Below are 17292 nucleotides of genomic sequence, written 5' to 3'. Positions count from 1 at the left end.
AAAGGCTGGCTAGGGAATTCCGATCGGCCTTTTTTGTATGATATAATTAGACTTACGGATACAACTGTCTTTTCTACAGGGTAGTTTGAAGAGAAAAATAAAAGGAAAATAATAGAGAAAAATAGTTGACATTTGGACAATATATTTTCTATTTACTAGGTTCTACAACAATGGCTTTTAACAATAATGATATAATTATTCGTTTACGTTACGCACTCAACATAAAAGATGCTGATATGATTAAAATTTTTAAATTTGGTGGCGTAACAATAGATGAAGATCAATTACACAATCTATTGACAAAACAAGCAGAAGATACGAAACGTGATGAGAAGGTCGCTACAAAAATACTTGAATCATTTATGAATGGCTTGATTATTTCACAACGTGGTGAAAAAATTGGTCCCGATTTAAAGCCTGTTCCACCAACATTTGATATGGTCAACGAGGCAGCGATAAATAATGTTGTTATCAAAAAATTGAAAATTGCGATGGCCTATACTAGTGATGATTTAATTGGTTTCTTAAAAACGGCAGGTATTCAAATTTCTAATAGTGAGTTAAGTGCAATATTGCGTCGACCGGATCATCGAAATTATAAACCGGCTGGTGATCGCTATCTTCGTAATATTTTAAAAGGGATGGCCATGGAGTACCGTCCTGAGGATGTCAAACGCACAGCAAGAAAGTAGTATTGTGAACGTTTTCATATATGTGTACAATTAAGTCAGAGACTTAATTGTAAGGAGGAAATATATGGTAGAACGTACTTTTATGATGATTAAACCGGATGGCGTTTCGCGTAGCAAAATTGGTGAGATTATTCAGCGAATTGAGCATAAAGGCTATGCGATTAAAGCGATGAAAATGGTACAACCTACTCCTGAATTACTAGCAAAGCATTATGCTGAACATGTGGGCAAATCATTTTATCCTTCGTTAGTGCAGTATATGACTTCGGGCCCGGTTATTGCGATGATTGGAGAAGGAACCAACATTGTATCGGGCTGGCGAACAATTATGGGAACGACCAATCCAACACTAGCTGCACCGGGAACCATTCGTGGTGATTTAGGTCGTGAATGGGAAGGGGAAGCTGTTATGAATATCGTTCATGGTTCGGACAGTGTTGAAGCGGCCGAATATGAAATCAAATTATGGTTTGCGTAACGCAGCGTAAGATGAATGATGTTTTTAATAGTTAAAGTGAATTGATTAAGCACTCACGGGAATTGATTTAAATCCACTTGGGCGCTTTTTTATTTTGTTTTTTCATTAATATATTAGCAATTTAACATAATTTTAAAGAATTACCTAAAGTTTGGTAAAATAGTACATATGGACTTGGAGACAAAATTTAATGCAATTAGAAAATATTGAAATACTAGAGAATCATTCACTAGCACCATATGCTTATACGCAAGCTGGTGGATTGGTTGATTATTTAGCCATCCCCAAAAGTATTCATGAATTGAAAGTACTGGTGAACTGGGCTAAAGAGTTAGGCATGCCTGTGCAAGTTTTTGGTCGGCTATCCAATTTAATCGTTCGCAATGGTGGTCTACGGGGACTATCCATCTTACTACATGATTTACGGGACGTCGTTGTGGATCAAAATAAAATCGTAGCATCAGCTGGTGCTGACTTAATTTGGGTAACTGAGCAAGCGTTTGAACATGGGCTGAGTGGTTTAGAGTGGGGCGCAGGAATTCCAGGGTCAGTTGGCGGAGCTGTATTCATGAATGCAGGCGCTTATGGGGGGCAAGTTGATATGGTTGTGTCATCTGTCACTGCTTTAATGCCAGATGGCACTCTGCAAAATTTTGAAAAAAAGGCATTGGAATTTGGTTACCGAAAATCTGTTTTCCAGAGCAACGGTGGCATTATAATTAGTGCGACTTTTGAATTGCAACCAGATAGTTGCACTGCTATCAGGACACGAATGGATGAAAATAATTTTAAACGTGCTAATAAACAACCACTAAATTATCCATCGAATGGCTCCGTTTTTAAGCGGCCAGAAGGTTACTTTGCAGGTAAATTGATTATGGATTCTAAATTACAAGGTGTCCGCCGCGGCGGTGTTGAAGTTTCCAAAAAGCATGCGGGATTCATGGTCAATATCGCACATGGCACCGGTAATGACTATGAGGATTTAATTCATTATGTACAAAAAACAGTGTATGAAAAATTTGGTGTGCATTTAGAAACAGAAGTCAGAATAATGGGAGAGCGTTAAGGAATGGCAATATTAGAATTAATTGTAATATTAATTGTTGCGGTAACCATCTCTAACATTGTGTCGCATTTTATACCTGAGATACCTATCAGTTTATTTCAGATTGCGATTGGTCTCTTTCTAGCACTGGTATGTGGTATTTACGTTGAAGTTGATTCAGAGTGGTTTATGCTATTGTTTATAGCACCATTATTGTTTAACGATGCATGGCGTTTTCCAAAACATGAACTTTGGGAATTACGTGGGCCGATTTTAGGTAATTCAATTATTTTGGTTATCTTAACAACGTTAGTCGGTGGATTTTTAATGCACCTATTAATGCCTCAACTACCAAAATCAGTGGCTTTGGCCCTAGCGGCTGTGATATCACCAACTGATCCGGTGGCTGTGCAAGCCATTGCTCGGCGTGTGAAGCTTCCGGAAAATGTGATGCATATTGTTTCAGGAGAAAGTTTAATCAACGACGCGAGTGGGTTGGTTAGTTTTAATACGGCGATTAAAGCCACCATCGCAGGTACTTTTCTAATTGGTGAAGCCATTGGAAACTTCTTTTGGATGACTATTGTCGGATTAGCTGTTGGGCTAATTCTTGGTAGTTTTGTTAGCTGGCTACGTGACTCTTTTGATCGTGTTGGCTTGAATGATGTGGTTTTCCATACGGTTGTGACTTTGTTAATGCCATTCGTTATTTATTGGGTTGCTGAGGACATTTTTCACTCCTCTGGTGTAATTGCAGTTGTGGCTGGTGGCGTTTTATCGAAAATTTTGAGCGATCAGCATATGAATGCGCGTTCACCTGAAATAAATGTGGTCACAGTACGTACTTGGGAAGTATTTGTTTATTTGCTAAATGGCACAATTTTTATCTTACTAGGTATTGAACTTCCTGCTGCCATGAAAGATATTGTGCGTAGTACGCAGGTTCATACGGGTATGGCCATCTTTTATGGTGTTGCCGTTTGGTTTATCATATTTACTATTCGTACATTTTGGGCTTACGGCACGCAAATTACATATCATTTAAAACATAAGGAACGCGCCATTTCTTTTAGAATGGCAATCATATCGGGCCTTACTGGTGTTCGTGGTGCGGTTACAATGGCCGCTGTTCTAACTGTTCCATCGACTATTGCAGACGGATCGGCTTTTCCACAACGTAATTTACTCGTTTTTGTGGCGGCAGTAGTGGTGATTATTAGTCTGTTGGTGGCCACAATTATGTTGCCAATTGTTACCAAACAACGAACCACACATGATTTTACACAACCAGAAGTGGGCGAAGTTGAAACATCAAGTACCCATGAATCTAAAGTTGATTTAACCGAGGCACAAGCGAGAATATTTTCCATTCGAATTGGTATACAAGTTCTCCGTGAGCAACAAAATGATCATAATAGAATTATTGTCTATGAATTAATTGGTAGAAAACAACAAATTATTGACCAGATTTATCGACAGTTAAACAAAAGTAATGATCATAAAGTTAATATTGAAGATGATCGAGAATTGAGACGCGTCGCATTGGAAGCACAACGAAATTGCTTACGTCAACTGCTCGCCGATGAAAAAATATCTATACTAACTTATTCTTCTCAAAATCGACGTTTAGATCGTCTAGAGAATATGATTGATTCTGATAAACACTATCATTTATCTACCCAGTGGATTATTATATTGTGGCGGCGTACGCTAAGAAGTATTCGGATTTGGATTTCGGATGAGTCAACCGACCAATTTCGTGAAGAAAGTTCAATGGCCACTAAAGAAATGGCCAAGGAAGCCATTCAGTCTTTGTCTGAATATATGGAAAAGTATACAGGTGATACTGTTTCACATCGAATGGAACGCCAAGCAGCTTATAATTTGATTATATTTTATCGTAATCAGATTGAGAAAGAACGTCACCCTGATACACCAGAACAACGTGAACTAGATGATAGATATCGAATGGAATTGGAAATCAAAGCATTAAATGTGGAACGTGAAACGATTCAACAACTTTATGAACAAGGGCGTATTTCAAGACAAGCAGGCGTGAACATACGTCAGTTTATCAATTATGCCGAAACAGCTGCTCTAGCAGGAAGGGATGAGGAATAGCTAAGTATGAATATTCTACTATATTTTACATTTAATAATCTAATGCATGTCATTGACATCGCTATTATATGGTTTATTTTGTATAAACTCATTCAATTTGTCGAAGGAACCCGCGCTTTGCAGATATTGTTTGGAGTAGGCTTCGTTATTTTGGTTAAGGTAGTGAGTTGGTACCTTGGTTTAGTAACCCTATCATGGATTATGGATCAAATAATTACATGGGCTCCAATAGCAGTGGTAGTTATTTTCCAACAAGAGATTCGACGAGGATTAGAAAGCTTGGGACGACGTTTGGTTATTCGACGTGCTCGTGTGGATAATTCTAAAGAACATCAACTCATTAAGAGTCTAGATGATGCTTTGCAGTACATGTCTAAACGGCGAATAGGTGCCTTAATTACGATAAAACGTGATGGTAGTTTAGATGAATATATCAAAACTGGCATAAAGTTAGATGCCTACATTACCGGTCAGTTATTAATTAATACGTTTATTCCTAACACACCTTTACATGATGGTGCCGTGATTATTGATGATGATCGCATTGCTGTTGCTGCAGCATATTTACCATTATCAGAAAGTACGCGAATACCAAAGGAACTGGGAACACGTCATCGGGCTGCTGTTGGTATTAGTGAAGCAAGTGATGCAATTACAGTGGTTGTTTCTGAAGAAACAGGGGAAATATCGATCACTCAAGGGGGGATTTACTTCGCAATATGGACCAAGAGTCTTACATGAACTTTTTTGAACATCAATTTTTGGTGCAAATTGACGAAGAAAATGACAAACACTGGTGGCAAAAGATTGGAGGACGTTCAAAATGAAAAAAATAGGACAGTCTAAAATCGTTAATTTGGTGGTTTCCTTAGTTATCGCTATTTTACTTGCCGCTTATGTTTCTAGTACGAAACAAGGTACTGCTACTAACAATGGAGGGTCAACAAATTTTTCAACGTTGATTCCAGAAAAAAGGGCTACCCTAAAGGTACCTTTAAATTTACAAGTTGATTCAGATAAATATGTTGTTATCGGCGCACCGTCAACAGTTAAGGTTGGTATTGAGGGATCGGGACCACTGGTGACAGCTGCACAGAGTCATAATGACATTCAAGCTAGCGTAGATTTACGTAGCTTAGGTGTTGGTAAGCACAATGTTAAGGTGGCTTTACGAGGCGTTAACTCTTCCCTAACATCTACGGTAACGCCACAAACAGTCACGGTGACAATTTCCCAAAAGAAATCGGCAAAACTGCCGGTGCAGGTTAGTTTCGATAAAAGTAAGATTGCGACCGGATACACGGTTGGAGATACAACATCAGATCCAAAAAATGTCACGATTTCAGGACCTAAGGCTAACGTCGAAGCTGTGAGTTATGTAGATGCCAAAGTGTCACTTGATAGTGGTGTTAAACAGTCTGTCTCACAATCTGTCAAACTTGTTGCACGAGATAAAGATGGTAATGCAGTTGAGGTTAATATCAGTGATCCAACGGCGAATGTCACGTTAGATGTAGAACCTGAAGACAGTAAAAAAATGAATTTGAGCGCAACAATAAACAATGGTGACCGTGATGACTATACGATTACATTTGATCCAAAAACGGTGACGGCATATGGTTCTTCTGATATACTTAAATCGGTGGACACTATTAATATACCAGTGGATGTTGGAAATATTAGCAATAAAACAACGCGTACTATAGAGATTCCTACACAAACAGGGATTGTTGAATATAGTGTTTCAAAAGTAAAAGTAACTATTACACCGTCAAACACCAGCTCAACAAGTAGCAGTTCGACGGGGAGCACGAGCAGCAGCTCTAGTTCATCATCTTCATCATCCTCTGAATCAACAAGCAGTACAAGTAGTAGTACTCAAAGTAGTGCAAGCACAACATCAGAAACTAAAGGACAGTAAAATATGTCAGAATTTAATCTTAAATATTTCGGAACCGATGGTGTAAGAGGTGTTGCAAATAAAACACTTACACCTGAGCTTGCTTTTCGTCTTGGTCGTACAGGTGGTGCAATATTAACCAGGCATGCCAACGATGAAAACAAGAAACCAGTTGTTATTGTAGGTCGTGATACTCGAATTTCAGGCGAAATGTTACAACAAGCCATTATTGCAGGATTTTTATCAGTTGGTATTGATGTGCTGCGGTTAGGCGTTATTACTACGCCAGCTGTAGCTTTTCTGGTTCAAAATTTAGAGGCAGACGCTGGTGTGCAGATTACAGCTTCACATAATCCGGCAGCTGACAATGGCATAAAATTCTTTGGAAATGATGGTTTCAAATTATCTGACCAATTAGAATATGAAATTGAACAATTATTAGATGAATCAGAAGATACACTACCTCGTCCCAGTGCTGATGGATTAGGTGTCGTTAATAATTATCCGGAAGGCGTTCAAAAGTACCTAGAATTTCTTCAAAAAACAATTCCAACAGACCTTAATGGTATGCGAATTGCTCTTGATGGTGCTAATGGCGCTACCAGCGGTTTATTAGCACGATTGTTTGCGGATTTGGGAACAGATTTCGTAACATTAGGAACAGAACCAAATGGGCTAAATATTAATGATGGCGTTGGATCTACTAATCCAGCGGCGCTTGCTGAACTTGTAAAAGAAAATGATGTACAAGCAGGTCTAGCATTTGATGGTGATGGGGATCGATTAATTGCTGTTGATGAAAATGGTGAGATTGTTGATGGTGATAAAATTATGTTTATCACTGGAAAATTCTTAAATGAACAAGGGCGTTTAAAGCACAATGCAGTTGTCTCAACAGTAATGAGTAATATTGGTTTCTATAAGGCGTTGGCAGAAAATGATATGACTAGTATCAAAACAGCAGTCGGTGACCGCTATGTTATGGAAGAAATGATTAAATCGGACCATAATCTTGGTGGCGAACAGTCTGGTCACATTATTTTTCGTGATTGGGCAACAACTGGAGATGGCTTACTAACGGCTCTACAATTGTTATATGTAATGAAAGAGACGGGAAAGAAGCTATCTGAACTGGCAGCTCCTGTTCATATTTATCCACAAAAATTAGTGAATATAACTGTCGCTGATAAAGAAGAAATTCAGCATGATCCTGATGTTATTGCCAAAATTGCTGAGGTTGAAGCACAGATGGCAGGGGACGGTCGAGTATTAGTCCGCCCTTCAGGAACAGAACCTTTACTACGTGTCATGGTGGAAGCACCAACGCAAGAGTTAGTGGAAAAGTATACTGAATCCATCGCAAATGTTGTTCGTGAAAAATCGGGACTATAAAGCATACGATTACTACTATGATCTTTAGATTGAGTGGCTATAACTTTTCGAAAAGTATGGCCACTTTTTTGATATAATATACTATAGACTACGCTTTAAAAGGAAAATAACGTGTCACAAGACAGTTTTAAATCATACATTTTAAAAAAATTTAATATCTCATTTAATGACGAAAGCTTATTAACAGAAGCTTTAACGCAACGCAACTATTTGAATGAACATCCGGACGAAAAAGGTCGCGACTACCAGCGTCTGGAGTTTCTAGGTGACTCTGTCATGCAAATGATTGTTGCTGAGTATTTGTTTAAGCGCTATCCTGACTGGCATGAAGGTCAATTGACCGAAATGCGTATTGCAATGGTTCAAACAAGATCATTTGCGCATTTTTCACGCATGGTTCATTTAAACGAAGGTATTCGTTTAGGAAAAGGTGAAGAGATGAGCGGGGCGCGGGATCGCGACTCATTGCTTGAAGATATTTGGGAAGCTTTTATTGGTGCATTGTATCTAGATCAAGGCGCAGATGTCGTTAGACAATTCTTAAATCAAACATTATTTGCAGCAATTGATACAGACTTTTTTGATCGTTTTATTGATTTTAAAAGCCGATTACAAGAGCGATTACAGACCAAAGGGTCTGTGGATATTGATTATCAGACCGAAAAAGAGGAACAATTATCAGATAATACCCAATTATTTGAAGCGAGTGTCTCCGCTAATGACAAAGAATTAGCGCGTGGTACTGGTAAATCCATCAAAGATGCTGAAAAAGCAGCTGCCAGAGCAGCACTAAAAATACTGGAAGATAATGTCAACTTATGAAACTAAAATCACTTGAAATTAGCGGATTTAAATCATTTGCTGATAAGACAATGATTGAACTAATGCCGGGGATGACCGGTATTATTGGACCTAACGGTTCAGGAAAATCAAACATCATTGAAGCGATTCAATGGGTGATGGGTGAACAATCTGCCAAAGATTTGCGTGGGACAAAGATGTCCGACGTTATTTTTGGTGGTACCGATAAACGTGGTGCGTTGAATCGCGCTGAAGTGTCAATTACTTTTGATAATTCTGATCACTATGTACAATCTGATTTTAATGAAATTCGAATTACGCGAAAGTTGTATCGATCAGGTGAAAGTTCCTATTTAATTAATGGTGTTGAGAGCCGGTTGAGAGATATTCATGAATTGTTTATGGATACTGGTTTGGGACGTGAAAGTTTTTCAATAATATCCCAAGGACGAGTTGAAAGTATTTTCAATGCAAAACCTGAAGATCGACGCGGCATTATTGAAGAAGTCGCCGGCGTGTATAAATACAAGCAAAATAAAGAAAAGGCGCAAAAAGAATTAACCCAGACAAGTGATAATTTGTCACGTGTGGCAGATATTATTCATGAGATTGAAAGTCGAATTGATCCATTAGCGGAGCAGGCGGCAGAAGCAACAGATTATTTAGCTCAAAAAGAACGTTTTGATACGTTAGACAAGGCGCGATTGGCATGGTCAATTCATGATCTTAATGGTCAAATATCATCAACGACCAAACAAGTAGAAACACATGACAAACGTGTTAACCAGACGAAGCTAGCACTAGATGTTGTCAATAAAAAATTATTGGACAAACGTCAAGAACGTGTTAGTGCACAATTGTCACGAGATAGCTTACAGGCTAAAATTCTAGAGTGTACTCAAAAACGTGAACGTTTGATTGGCGCTAAAAATTTAGGAGCACAGCAAATTTCAACGCTAAATAGAGATGTTGAAAGTGCTAAAAAACAAGAGTTTGATTTACAAAATCGTGTTCGGAAATTAGATGAACAAATTAGCCAAGTAGAAAAACAAAAAGATGGGTTACAAAAACAACACCAACAATTAAAAATTGGTCTGGGACAATTCGATACAAGTGTACAAGTTGAGTTACAACGTGAAATACAAAGCAAAATTGAAGTAAATCGACATCATTATATTCAAACAATGCAGGATATAGCTACACTGCATAACACGCAAAAAAATGACGAAAAGCTATTACAGCAGCTAGAAAGTCGTCAAAAAGTGTTGTCAGTCCGTCTTGATAATGAAAACAAAGAGTTAACAGCTATTCAAAGAACGTTTAACAAAAAAGTACCAAATAGTGATCATAATGATGTAAACATTACAGAACTTGAAAAAAATGTAGCAGATTTAAAGAAAGACATTGGTAATGCAGCAAAAATATATAAGTCCACAGAGCAAAATTGGTACAAGGTATTAGATGAATTAAACAAGGCACGTAGTCATCGCGATGCACTCAATTCATTAGACGAGTATGCTGGCTTTTATCAAGGTGTTCGCGCGCTGATGAAGCCACAAACTTTAGAAAAATTTAGTGGTATTAAAGGGGTTATTGCTGAATTAATGACCGTTCCCAGTCGTTATGCTTTGGCAATTGAAACCGTATTAGGTGGTGTGTTACAACAGGTTGTAGTAGATAATACATCAACGGCCAAGCAGGTTATTTCTTATTTAACAAAAAACCGGGCGGGACGTGTTACAATTTTACCAATGGATACCATCAAATCACGTCACTTAAGCGGTCTGGAAGCAGTGCAACACATGGATGGTTTTATAGGAGTTGCCGCGAATTTGATTGATATGCCTGAGGAAATGTCTGCTATTAAAGCCAACATATTAGGGACAACCGTTTTGGCGGAAAATTTAAATCAAGCAACTGAAATTGCCAAACGTGGACATTTTCGTTTTCGCGTGGTAAGTCTAAGTGGCCAAGTTGTTAATGCTGGTGGTTCTATGACAGGTGGCGCAACTCAAAAACGTGGCGCAACCTTATTGAGTCGTCAATCTGATATTGCTGAATTAAGTGAACGTGCAGATGAATTATCTGTTCAAGCAAGAACATTAGAAGAAACACTGCAGTTGAAACGTTCAACTGGTGAACAGTTACAAGAAAAACTACTTTTGGCACAAGAATCATTGCGAGCAGCTCAAAATGATACTAAAAAAATTGATTATGAGTTATCGCGGCAACAGGATGCTATAAAGCAACAAAAAAGAGCCGTGCAAGCTATTGAATATGAATTGAAAGAAGTAAGCGAACAACAACTAGAACTGAAAAATCGCATAGTAGAGTTTAGTACTAAAATCGAAAATATTGAACAACAAAAACTGGATCAAGAACAGCTGACTGCCAAATTAGCTCATGACTTAGAGACAGCTTCAATAAAATCACAATCAACAAATGAAGAAAAAGCCACGTTGCAAACTCAGTTTGCAACAGTTGGTGCTCAGCTTGACAGTATTAATGGCCAGTTGAGTTTATTACAGAATCAACGTAATGAACTACAGAGAGAGCATAGTACTGTAGAAGAAAACTTAAAAAATCTGCAAAAACAATTGGCTATAGCGCAAGGTAATGTAGCTAATCAAAGTATAATTGATGATATGTCGCATCAACTTGATGCCACACAAGAAAAGTATGACAATATTAATACACAAATCGTGGCTTTGACGAACAGCATCACGGATTTGGAAGAGCAATTTGCAACGCAACAGGAGACTTTGAGAACGCTTATTGGATCACAAAGTCAGTCTGCAGCGCACTTGGCTCGTTTGCAGACACAGATAGAAAATCTGCAAACGCAATTACTGACGCAGTACGATGTTGGCGATGTGGAAGCTTTGTACCAAAAAGTTGCTGACATGGATTTCCAAAATATTACCGAACAGTTGCGCTTAGTTAAACGTAGTTTAGATGAAATTGGCAATGTTAACATTGGAGCTATTGAAGAGTATGAGTCTGTAAAAACACGATTTGAATTTTTGACAAAACAACGCGATGATTTGAACTCAGCTAAAGAAACGCTGCTACAAACAATTGATGAAATGGACAAGGAAGTACAAGTTCGTTTTAAAAAGACTTTTGATGCAGTTGCGGCACATTTTTCAGATATTTATGCCAAAATGTTTGGCGGTGGTCGTGCAGAAATTAGCTTAACAGATCCAGCCCATTTATTAACAACCGGTATTGATATAACAGCGCAACCTCCTGGTAAAAAGTTCCAGCAAATGAGTTTGTTGTCTGGTGGTGAAAAAGCATTGACTGCGATTACGCTGTTATTTGCTATTTTGCACGTTCGCCCTGTTCCTTTTGTTGTGCTTGATGAAGCCGAAGCTGCGTTGGATGAAGCAAATGTGGCGCGTTTTGCTAGATATTTACGTGAATTTGCTGGTGATACACAATTTATCGTTATTACGCACCGTAAGGGGACGATGGTGAATGCTAATTTGTTATATGGTGTGACGATGCAAGAAGCTGGCGTGTCAAAAATGGTCTCAGTTGATTTAGATCGAATGGAAGAAGCAGTTTCATAATTGTATAATTTGTTTAAGAAACAGCTATATGCTCAGAAGCGTGTATTACTTGGATTAGGAGAAAAATAAATGGGATTATTTGATATTTTCCGTAAAAAGAAAAATGAAACGGTTGAGCAGGAGTCTGCGTCAGAATCCACTGAAATTTTGAGTGAATCTGAATCTAATAGTGATGCTTCTGAGGATGAGCAAAGTACTGTTGTATCTGAAAATACGTCAGCCGTGACGCAACCGATGATGGAACAAGTTGGTTTAGTTAACGAAGATGAAGCCAAGATTTGGCAAGAGGCGCTTGACAAACAAAAAATCAGTACCCCACAATTAACAGAAACAGAAACAGAAACAGAAACAGAAACAGAAACAGAAACAGAAACAGAAACAGAAACAGAAACAGAAACAGAAACAGAAACAGAAACAGAAACAGAAACAGAAACAGAAACAGAAACAGAAACAGAAACAGAAACAACTGAGCAACAAATTTACGATGCGGGATTGAAAAAGTCACGTACTGGCTTTGCAGATAGATTTAACCGATTTTTGGCTAATTTCCGTTCGGTGGATGAAAATTTCTTCGAAGACTTGGAAGAAACTTTAGTTGGTGCGGATGTTGGCTTTGATATGGCTATAAAGATTAGTGACGAACTTCGAGAAGAAGTGAAATTAAAAAATGCGAAGCGTAAAGAAGACGTTCGCGATGTCATCATTAAAAAAATGGTTGATTTGTATGAGGCTGACGGTATAAATGAAGATGCCACAATGAATTTTGCACCCAAAGGACAAACAACAGTTATTCTATTTGTGGGAGTGAATGGTGTTGGTAAAACAACAACGATCGGTAAATTGGCAAGCAAGTATCAAAAAGCAGGAAAGTCTGTTTTGTTAGCCGCAGCGGACACATTTCGTGCTGGTGCTACCAAACAATTGCAAGAATGGGGTGAACGTGCGCATGTACCCGTTGTTGCTGGTAAAGAAAAAGCGGATCCTGCTTCTGTTGTCTTTGCAGCAGTTGAAAAAGCTCGCGATGAAAATTATGATGTTTTATTTGTTGACACGGCAGGTCGATTGCAAAATAATGTTAATTTAATGCAAGAACTAGAAAAAATGAAACGCATTATTCAGCGTGAAATTCCTGAAGCACCGCACGAAGTTTTGTTGGTTCTTGATGCAACAACCGGTCAGAATGCATTGCAACAGGCAAAATTGTTCAAAAATTCATCTGATGTCAGTGGTATTGTGTTGACAAAAATGGATGGTACAGCTAAGGGCGGTATTGTTTTTGCCATTCGTAATGAAATGCACTTACCGGTTAAATGGATTGGTTTTGGTGAAAAAGCTAGTGACTTGCGTGAATTCAAGCCTGAAGAATTCGTTTATGGGCTATTCAAGGAATTGGTTGAATCATGAATTTAGCAAAGAAGACTCATATCAACGAACTATTTGGTTTCTATGAAAAATTGTTGACGGATAAGCAACAAGCTTATTTACGTTACTATTTTGAAGATGATTACTCTATTGTTGAAATCGCTGAAGCGGAGACCGTTAGTCGCCAAGCAGTATCAGATAATATCAATCGAGCTATTGAACAACTTGAAAAATACGAAAACATCCTTCATTTGCAAGTCGATTTTGCAAAGCGACAGGCATTAGAAAAGGATGTTGAACAATATATCGAGACACATTATCCAGATGATAATGTGTTAAAATTATTGGTACAGAAGCTTTTAACGACGGAAATTGATAACTAGAAGGGAAATGTGCACAAAATAGTGTGTACAGTTTAATAACCTATGGCATTTGAAAATCTAACAGAACGCCTATCAAAGGCAATTAAGAATCTGACAGGACATGGCCGTGTTAGTGAAGAGGATTTGCGCGCAACAATGCGGGAAATCCGGTTGGCCTTATTAGAGGCCGATGTTAATTATGACACAGTGAAAAAATTTGTGGCCAATGTGCGCGAAAAAGCAAGTGGCACTGATATCATGGAGGGTTTGAATCCAGCACAACAAATTGTTAAGATTGTCAACGATGAATTGACTGCAACAATGGGTGAAGAAGCGGTGCCGTTAAATAAGTCACCAAAAATACCAACAATCATTATGATGGCTGGTTTGCAAGGTGCTGGTAAAACTACAACTGTTGCCAAACTGGCCTACAAACTCAAAAATGAAAATAATGCCCGACCATTATTAATCGCTGCAGATATTTATCGTCCTGCTGCGATTGATCAATTAGAAATACTTGGTCGTGACTTAGATATTCCAGTTTTTTCAATGGGCACAGACGTCAACCCACGTGACATTGTTCGAGCTGGATTAGAGAAGGCTGCTGAGAATAAAAATGATTATGTATTCATCGATACAGCTGGACGTCTTCAAATTGATGAAGAATTGATGCAAGAATTAAAAGATATTGCAGAAATTGCTGATCCTGATGAAATATTATTGACAGTTGATGCCATGACTGGGCAGAACGCAGCGGAAACGGCCAAAGGTTTCTCTGCTTCACTTGATTTAACGGGTGTTGTTTTAACAAAGTTAGATGGTGATACGCGTGGCGGTGCGGCATTGTCCATTCGAGATGTCACTGGAAAACCAATTAAATTTGTTGGTCAAGGTGAAAAGCCTACTGATTTAGATGTGTTCTATCCTGATCGTATGGCTTCGCGTATTTTGGGCATGGGCGATGTCTTAACGTTGATTGAAAAAGCACAACGTGATTTTGACGAAGAAGAGCAAACTAAACAGCTCGAAAAAATGCGTCAAAATACCTTTGACTTTAATGACTTTGTTGCACAATTAAAACAAGTACAGAGCATGGGGCCAATGGAAGATTTGTTAAAGATGATTCCGGGAATGGCAAATAATCCAGCTTTAGCTAATGTTAATCTTGATGCTAAACAATTCGCTCATTTAGAAGCAATAGTTAGCTCAATGACACCTGAAGAACGAGAAAATCCTGATTTAATCAACCCTTCTCGTCGTCGTCGTTTGGCGGCTGGGGCTGGTCGGCCAATTGTTGAGGTTAATCGTATGATCAAGCAATTTGATCAAATGCGTAAAATGATGAATCAAGCAACTAATGGGAACTTTGGTGGCATTGATAAAATGATGAGTGGGTCAGGCATGGATATGTCCTCAATGATGGGTGGCATGAATGGTGGAATGCCCAAAGGAAACTTAGGACAGAAAATGCAAAACTTTGCTGTAAAACAAGCTGCACGTCGGCTGCAAAAGGCTAAAAAGAAACGTGGACGTAAGTAATGAAAAGTATGGAACGTATTTTACCGGTTTTTGTATTTGTCGTGTTACTTGGATCAAATTTACTTAATATTTCTCATTTTTCATTTATATCAGTTTTCATTGCTGTTTTTTGGCCACTGGTGGCAGGCGTTTTTGTCTTCGGACTCATAAAATTATTGTGGTGGTGGGTTCAACGATAATATACTTTTATTTTCAACATATCTAATGTTTGTTCGTATTAGGCCGTTTATGTATAAAGGAATCGATAATGACACTTAAACTTATAGCATCAGATCTAGACGCAACTTTTTTACGAGATGATAAAACAATTAATGAACCACTCTTTCGAGAAGTGTTGCAAAAAATGAAAGCACAAAACATGCAGTTCATTGTAGCGACTGGTAATCATTTGCAAAAAGTTTTAGAGTACTTCAAAAACTTTGAAGGTGAGTATCAAATCATCGCCAATAATGGTGCTGAGGTGATGTTAGATGGTGAAGTGCAAAATGTCAAATTTTTGCCCAAGGAAGCATTAAAAACTATTTTTTCTGTAACTGAAAAATATCTCGATGATGTTGCGGTGGGATTGGCGTTTAATGGACAATCAACTACATACATGTTAAAATCACAGGCAGCAATTGGTGACACCTTCAAAATTTCCTCAGAATATTTTGAAAACTTAACATTAGTTGACAGCATTGATGATGTAGTCGAACCGATTTTGAAGTCAACAATTGTTTTATCTCATAATGAAGTAGCTTATATGAATGATCTCAAATCCATTTTAGGTAAAGTTGTCCATGTCACTACTTCGGGGTACGGTGCGATTGATATTGTTAATGCTGATGTAAACAAAGCCAATGCACTAAAGTATATTGCTGATGCATTGCATGTTGATGCGAAAGATATTATGGCATTTGGCGATGGATTGAATGACATGGAGATGTTGGAATATGTTGGGCATCCGGTTGCGATGACTAATAGTGACCCGGAATTATTTAAACATGATTTCGATATTTCTGTAGCCGATAATCAGCATGATGGCGTCTTAAAAACAATATTAGAAAACGTTTAACACACTTGGCGTGTGTTTTTTTGTTATAGTAGAAAATAAGGTGATTATAATGATAAAAAAAGACGGACATACTCATACACAGTTTTCTCATCACGGCAGCACAGAGCAGCTTGATATGTATATTGAACGAGCTATTGATTTGGGATTTACTGAATATGTTGTTACAGAGCACGCACCGTTGCCACAACAATTTTTAGAAGAATTTGTTGGTCCTGATGATGCACGTGATAATTCTGCTATGGCAATTGATGAGTTAACATTTTATAAATCTGAAGTTGAGCGAGTGAAAGAAAAGTTTAAAGATAAAATAAACATCAAATCTGGTTTTGAAGTAGACTATCTAAAAGCATATGAAACTGACATACGTTCATTTTTACAGAGAGAATCTAATTGGATTGATGAAATTGTTTTATCTGTGCATTTTTTACCTAACAATGAGGGGAATGTTGCACCTATTGATTACGAGCCAGATACATTGTCAGCATATTTTAGTGACGAGTGTCGTAATCCTCAAATATTATTTAAACGTTATTATGACGCAGTTATCCAAAGTGTAAATTTTGATACTGGGCTAAAAGTGCCTGTGCGAATTGGACATATTACGCTCATTCGAAAATACCAAAAACTATTGCATTTGCCAAAGTTTGACGAATCTATTAAGCAACAGATTACTGAATTGCTAGCAATTATTAAGAAAAAAAAATATCAGTTAGATTTTAATGCGGCTGGTTTTAGTAAGCCATACAATGGTGAAAGTTACCCTACATTTGATATTGCTGAGCAAGCAAAAAAAATAGGTATTGAGCTGGTTTATGGTTCCGATGCGCACGAAGTGAACGCTCTAGGATTATATTATGATGAAATGAAAGAATTGATTGTAGATAAAAAATAGGGGATTAGTAGACATAAGTGTGTTAGAAAACTATAGAATTTTTGATGATAAAACGAAAAAACAAAAACTTGATAAA

At 37.9% G+C, this 17292-nt stretch carries 13 protein-coding genes and 1 pseudogene; all 14 read left to right on the top strand.

Annotation, left to right across the window (positions count from 1 at the left end):
- The first annotated feature begins 170 nt into the window (after positions 1 to 170).
- A complete protein-coding gene (locus HFP47_RS06425; protein WP_031296130.1) occupies positions 171 to 692 on the top strand; it encodes a DUF1456 family protein in 522 nt (173 codons plus the stop codon).
- A 64-nt stretch (positions 693 to 756) separates the two neighbouring features.
- Positions 757 to 1170, top strand: coding sequence for a nucleoside-diphosphate kinase (ndk, locus tag HFP47_RS06420; RefSeq protein ID WP_042252636.1), 414 nt, complete (start codon positions 757 to 759; stop codon positions 1168 to 1170).
- A gap of 190 nt (positions 1171 to 1360) precedes the next feature.
- Entirely contained in the window at positions 1361 to 2239 is an 879-nt protein-coding gene (gene murB / locus HFP47_RS06415) for a UDP-N-acetylmuramate dehydrogenase (protein WP_011680231.1), read from the top strand.
- Positions 2240 to 2242: 3 nt separating this feature from the next.
- A complete protein-coding gene (locus tag HFP47_RS06410) occupies positions 2243 to 4339 on the top strand; it encodes a Na+/H+ antiporter (RefSeq protein ID WP_011680230.1) in 2097 nt (698 codons plus the stop codon).
- Positions 4340 to 4345: 6 nt separating this feature from the next.
- Positions 4346 to 5166 (top strand): annotated as a pseudogene (gene cdaA, locus HFP47_RS06405) (diadenylate cyclase CdaA).
- Positions 5163 to 6260: a YbbR-like domain-containing protein gene (locus tag HFP47_RS06400; RefSeq protein WP_179876230.1), complete on the top strand. Its 1098-nt coding sequence runs from the start codon at positions 5163 to 5165 to the stop codon at positions 6258 to 6260. Before cdaA ends, HFP47_RS06400 begins: the two are co-directional and overlap by 4 nt.
- 3 nt (positions 6261 to 6263) lie before the next feature.
- Positions 6264 to 7631 (top strand): phosphoglucosamine mutase, encoded by a 1368-nt coding sequence (glmM, locus tag HFP47_RS06395; protein WP_011680227.1) that lies wholly within the window; start codon positions 6264 to 6266, stop codon positions 7629 to 7631.
- Positions 7632 to 7742: 111 nt separating this feature from the next.
- Complete coding sequence (gene rnc / locus HFP47_RS06390) at positions 7743 to 8453, top strand: ribonuclease III (RefSeq protein WP_011680226.1); 711 nt, start codon at positions 7743 to 7745, stop codon at positions 8451 to 8453.
- On the top strand, positions 8450 to 12007 hold the full coding sequence (smc, locus tag HFP47_RS06385) for a chromosome segregation protein SMC (RefSeq protein ID WP_042252627.1): 3558 nt from the start codon (positions 8450 to 8452) through the stop codon (positions 12005 to 12007). The genes rnc and smc overlap by 4 nt, the downstream gene beginning before the upstream one ends.
- Positions 12008 to 12076: 69 nt before the next feature.
- Positions 12077 to 13411 carry a signal recognition particle-docking protein FtsY gene (gene ftsY / locus HFP47_RS06380; protein WP_179876229.1) on the top strand — a complete coding sequence of 445 codons (1335 nt, stop codon included), beginning with the start codon at positions 12077 to 12079 and terminating at the stop codon, positions 13409 to 13411.
- Positions 13408 to 13752: a YlxM family DNA-binding protein gene (gene ylxM, locus HFP47_RS06375; RefSeq protein ID WP_010285304.1), complete on the top strand. Its 345-nt coding sequence runs from the start codon at positions 13408 to 13410 to the stop codon at positions 13750 to 13752. The genes ftsY and ylxM overlap by 4 nt, the downstream gene beginning before the upstream one ends.
- Before the next feature lie 42 nt (positions 13753 to 13794).
- On the top strand, positions 13795 to 15270 hold the full coding sequence (ffh, locus tag HFP47_RS06370; protein WP_042252621.1) for a signal recognition particle protein: 1476 nt from the start codon (positions 13795 to 13797) through the stop codon (positions 15268 to 15270).
- 247 nt (positions 15271 to 15517) lie between these two features.
- Positions 15518 to 16324 carry an HAD family hydrolase gene (locus tag HFP47_RS06365; RefSeq protein ID WP_010292271.1) on the top strand — a complete coding sequence of 269 codons (807 nt, stop codon included), beginning with the start codon at positions 15518 to 15520 and terminating at the stop codon, positions 16322 to 16324.
- A gap of 49 nt (positions 16325 to 16373) precedes the next feature.
- A complete protein-coding gene (gene hisJ / locus HFP47_RS06360) occupies positions 16374 to 17216 on the top strand; it encodes a histidinol-phosphatase HisJ (protein WP_179876228.1) in 843 nt (280 codons plus the stop codon).
- Positions 17217 to 17292 lie beyond the last annotated feature (76 nt).

The organism is Leuconostoc sp. DB-1 (assembly GCF_013414845.1).
Classification (GTDB): domain Bacteria; phylum Bacillota; class Bacilli; order Lactobacillales; family Lactobacillaceae; genus Leuconostoc; species Leuconostoc mesenteroides.
Note: the sequence above shows the minus strand (reverse complement) of the source record. Positions and strands in the feature narration are given on the sequence as shown.

Excerpts from the sequence above, each read along its gene's own strand:
- ndk (WP_042252636.1), top strand. The coding sequence starts at position 757 with ATGGTAGAACGTACTTTTATGATGATTAAACCGGATGGCGTTTCGCGT.
- hisJ (WP_179876228.1), top strand. The coding sequence starts at position 16,374 with ATGATAAAAAAAGACGGACATACTCATACACAGTTTTCTCATCACGGC.
- ftsY (WP_179876229.1), top strand. The coding sequence starts at position 12,077 with ATGGGATTATTTGATATTTTCCGTAAAAAGAAAAATGAAACGGTTGAG.
- HFP47_RS06365 (WP_010292271.1), top strand. The coding sequence starts at position 15,518 with ATGACACTTAAACTTATAGCATCAGATCTAGACGCAACTTTTTTACGA.
- ylxM (WP_010285304.1), top strand. The coding sequence starts at position 13,408 with ATGAATTTAGCAAAGAAGACTCATATCAACGAACTATTTGGTTTCTAT.
- smc (WP_042252627.1), top strand. The coding sequence starts at position 8,450 with ATGAAACTAAAATCACTTGAAATTAGCGGATTTAAATCATTTGCTGAT.
- glmM (WP_011680227.1), top strand. The coding sequence starts at position 6,264 with ATGTCAGAATTTAATCTTAAATATTTCGGAACCGATGGTGTAAGAGGT.
- HFP47_RS06400 (WP_179876230.1), top strand. The coding sequence starts at position 5,163 with ATGAAAAAAATAGGACAGTCTAAAATCGTTAATTTGGTGGTTTCCTTA.
- HFP47_RS06425 (WP_031296130.1), top strand. The coding sequence starts at position 171 with ATGGCTTTTAACAATAATGATATAATTATTCGTTTACGTTACGCACTC.
- HFP47_RS06410 (WP_011680230.1), top strand. The coding sequence starts at position 2,243 with ATGGCAATATTAGAATTAATTGTAATATTAATTGTTGCGGTAACCATC.
- ffh (WP_042252621.1), top strand. The coding sequence starts at position 13,795 with ATGGCATTTGAAAATCTAACAGAACGCCTATCAAAGGCAATTAAGAAT.
- murB (WP_011680231.1), top strand. The coding sequence starts at position 1,361 with ATGCAATTAGAAAATATTGAAATACTAGAGAATCATTCACTAGCACCA.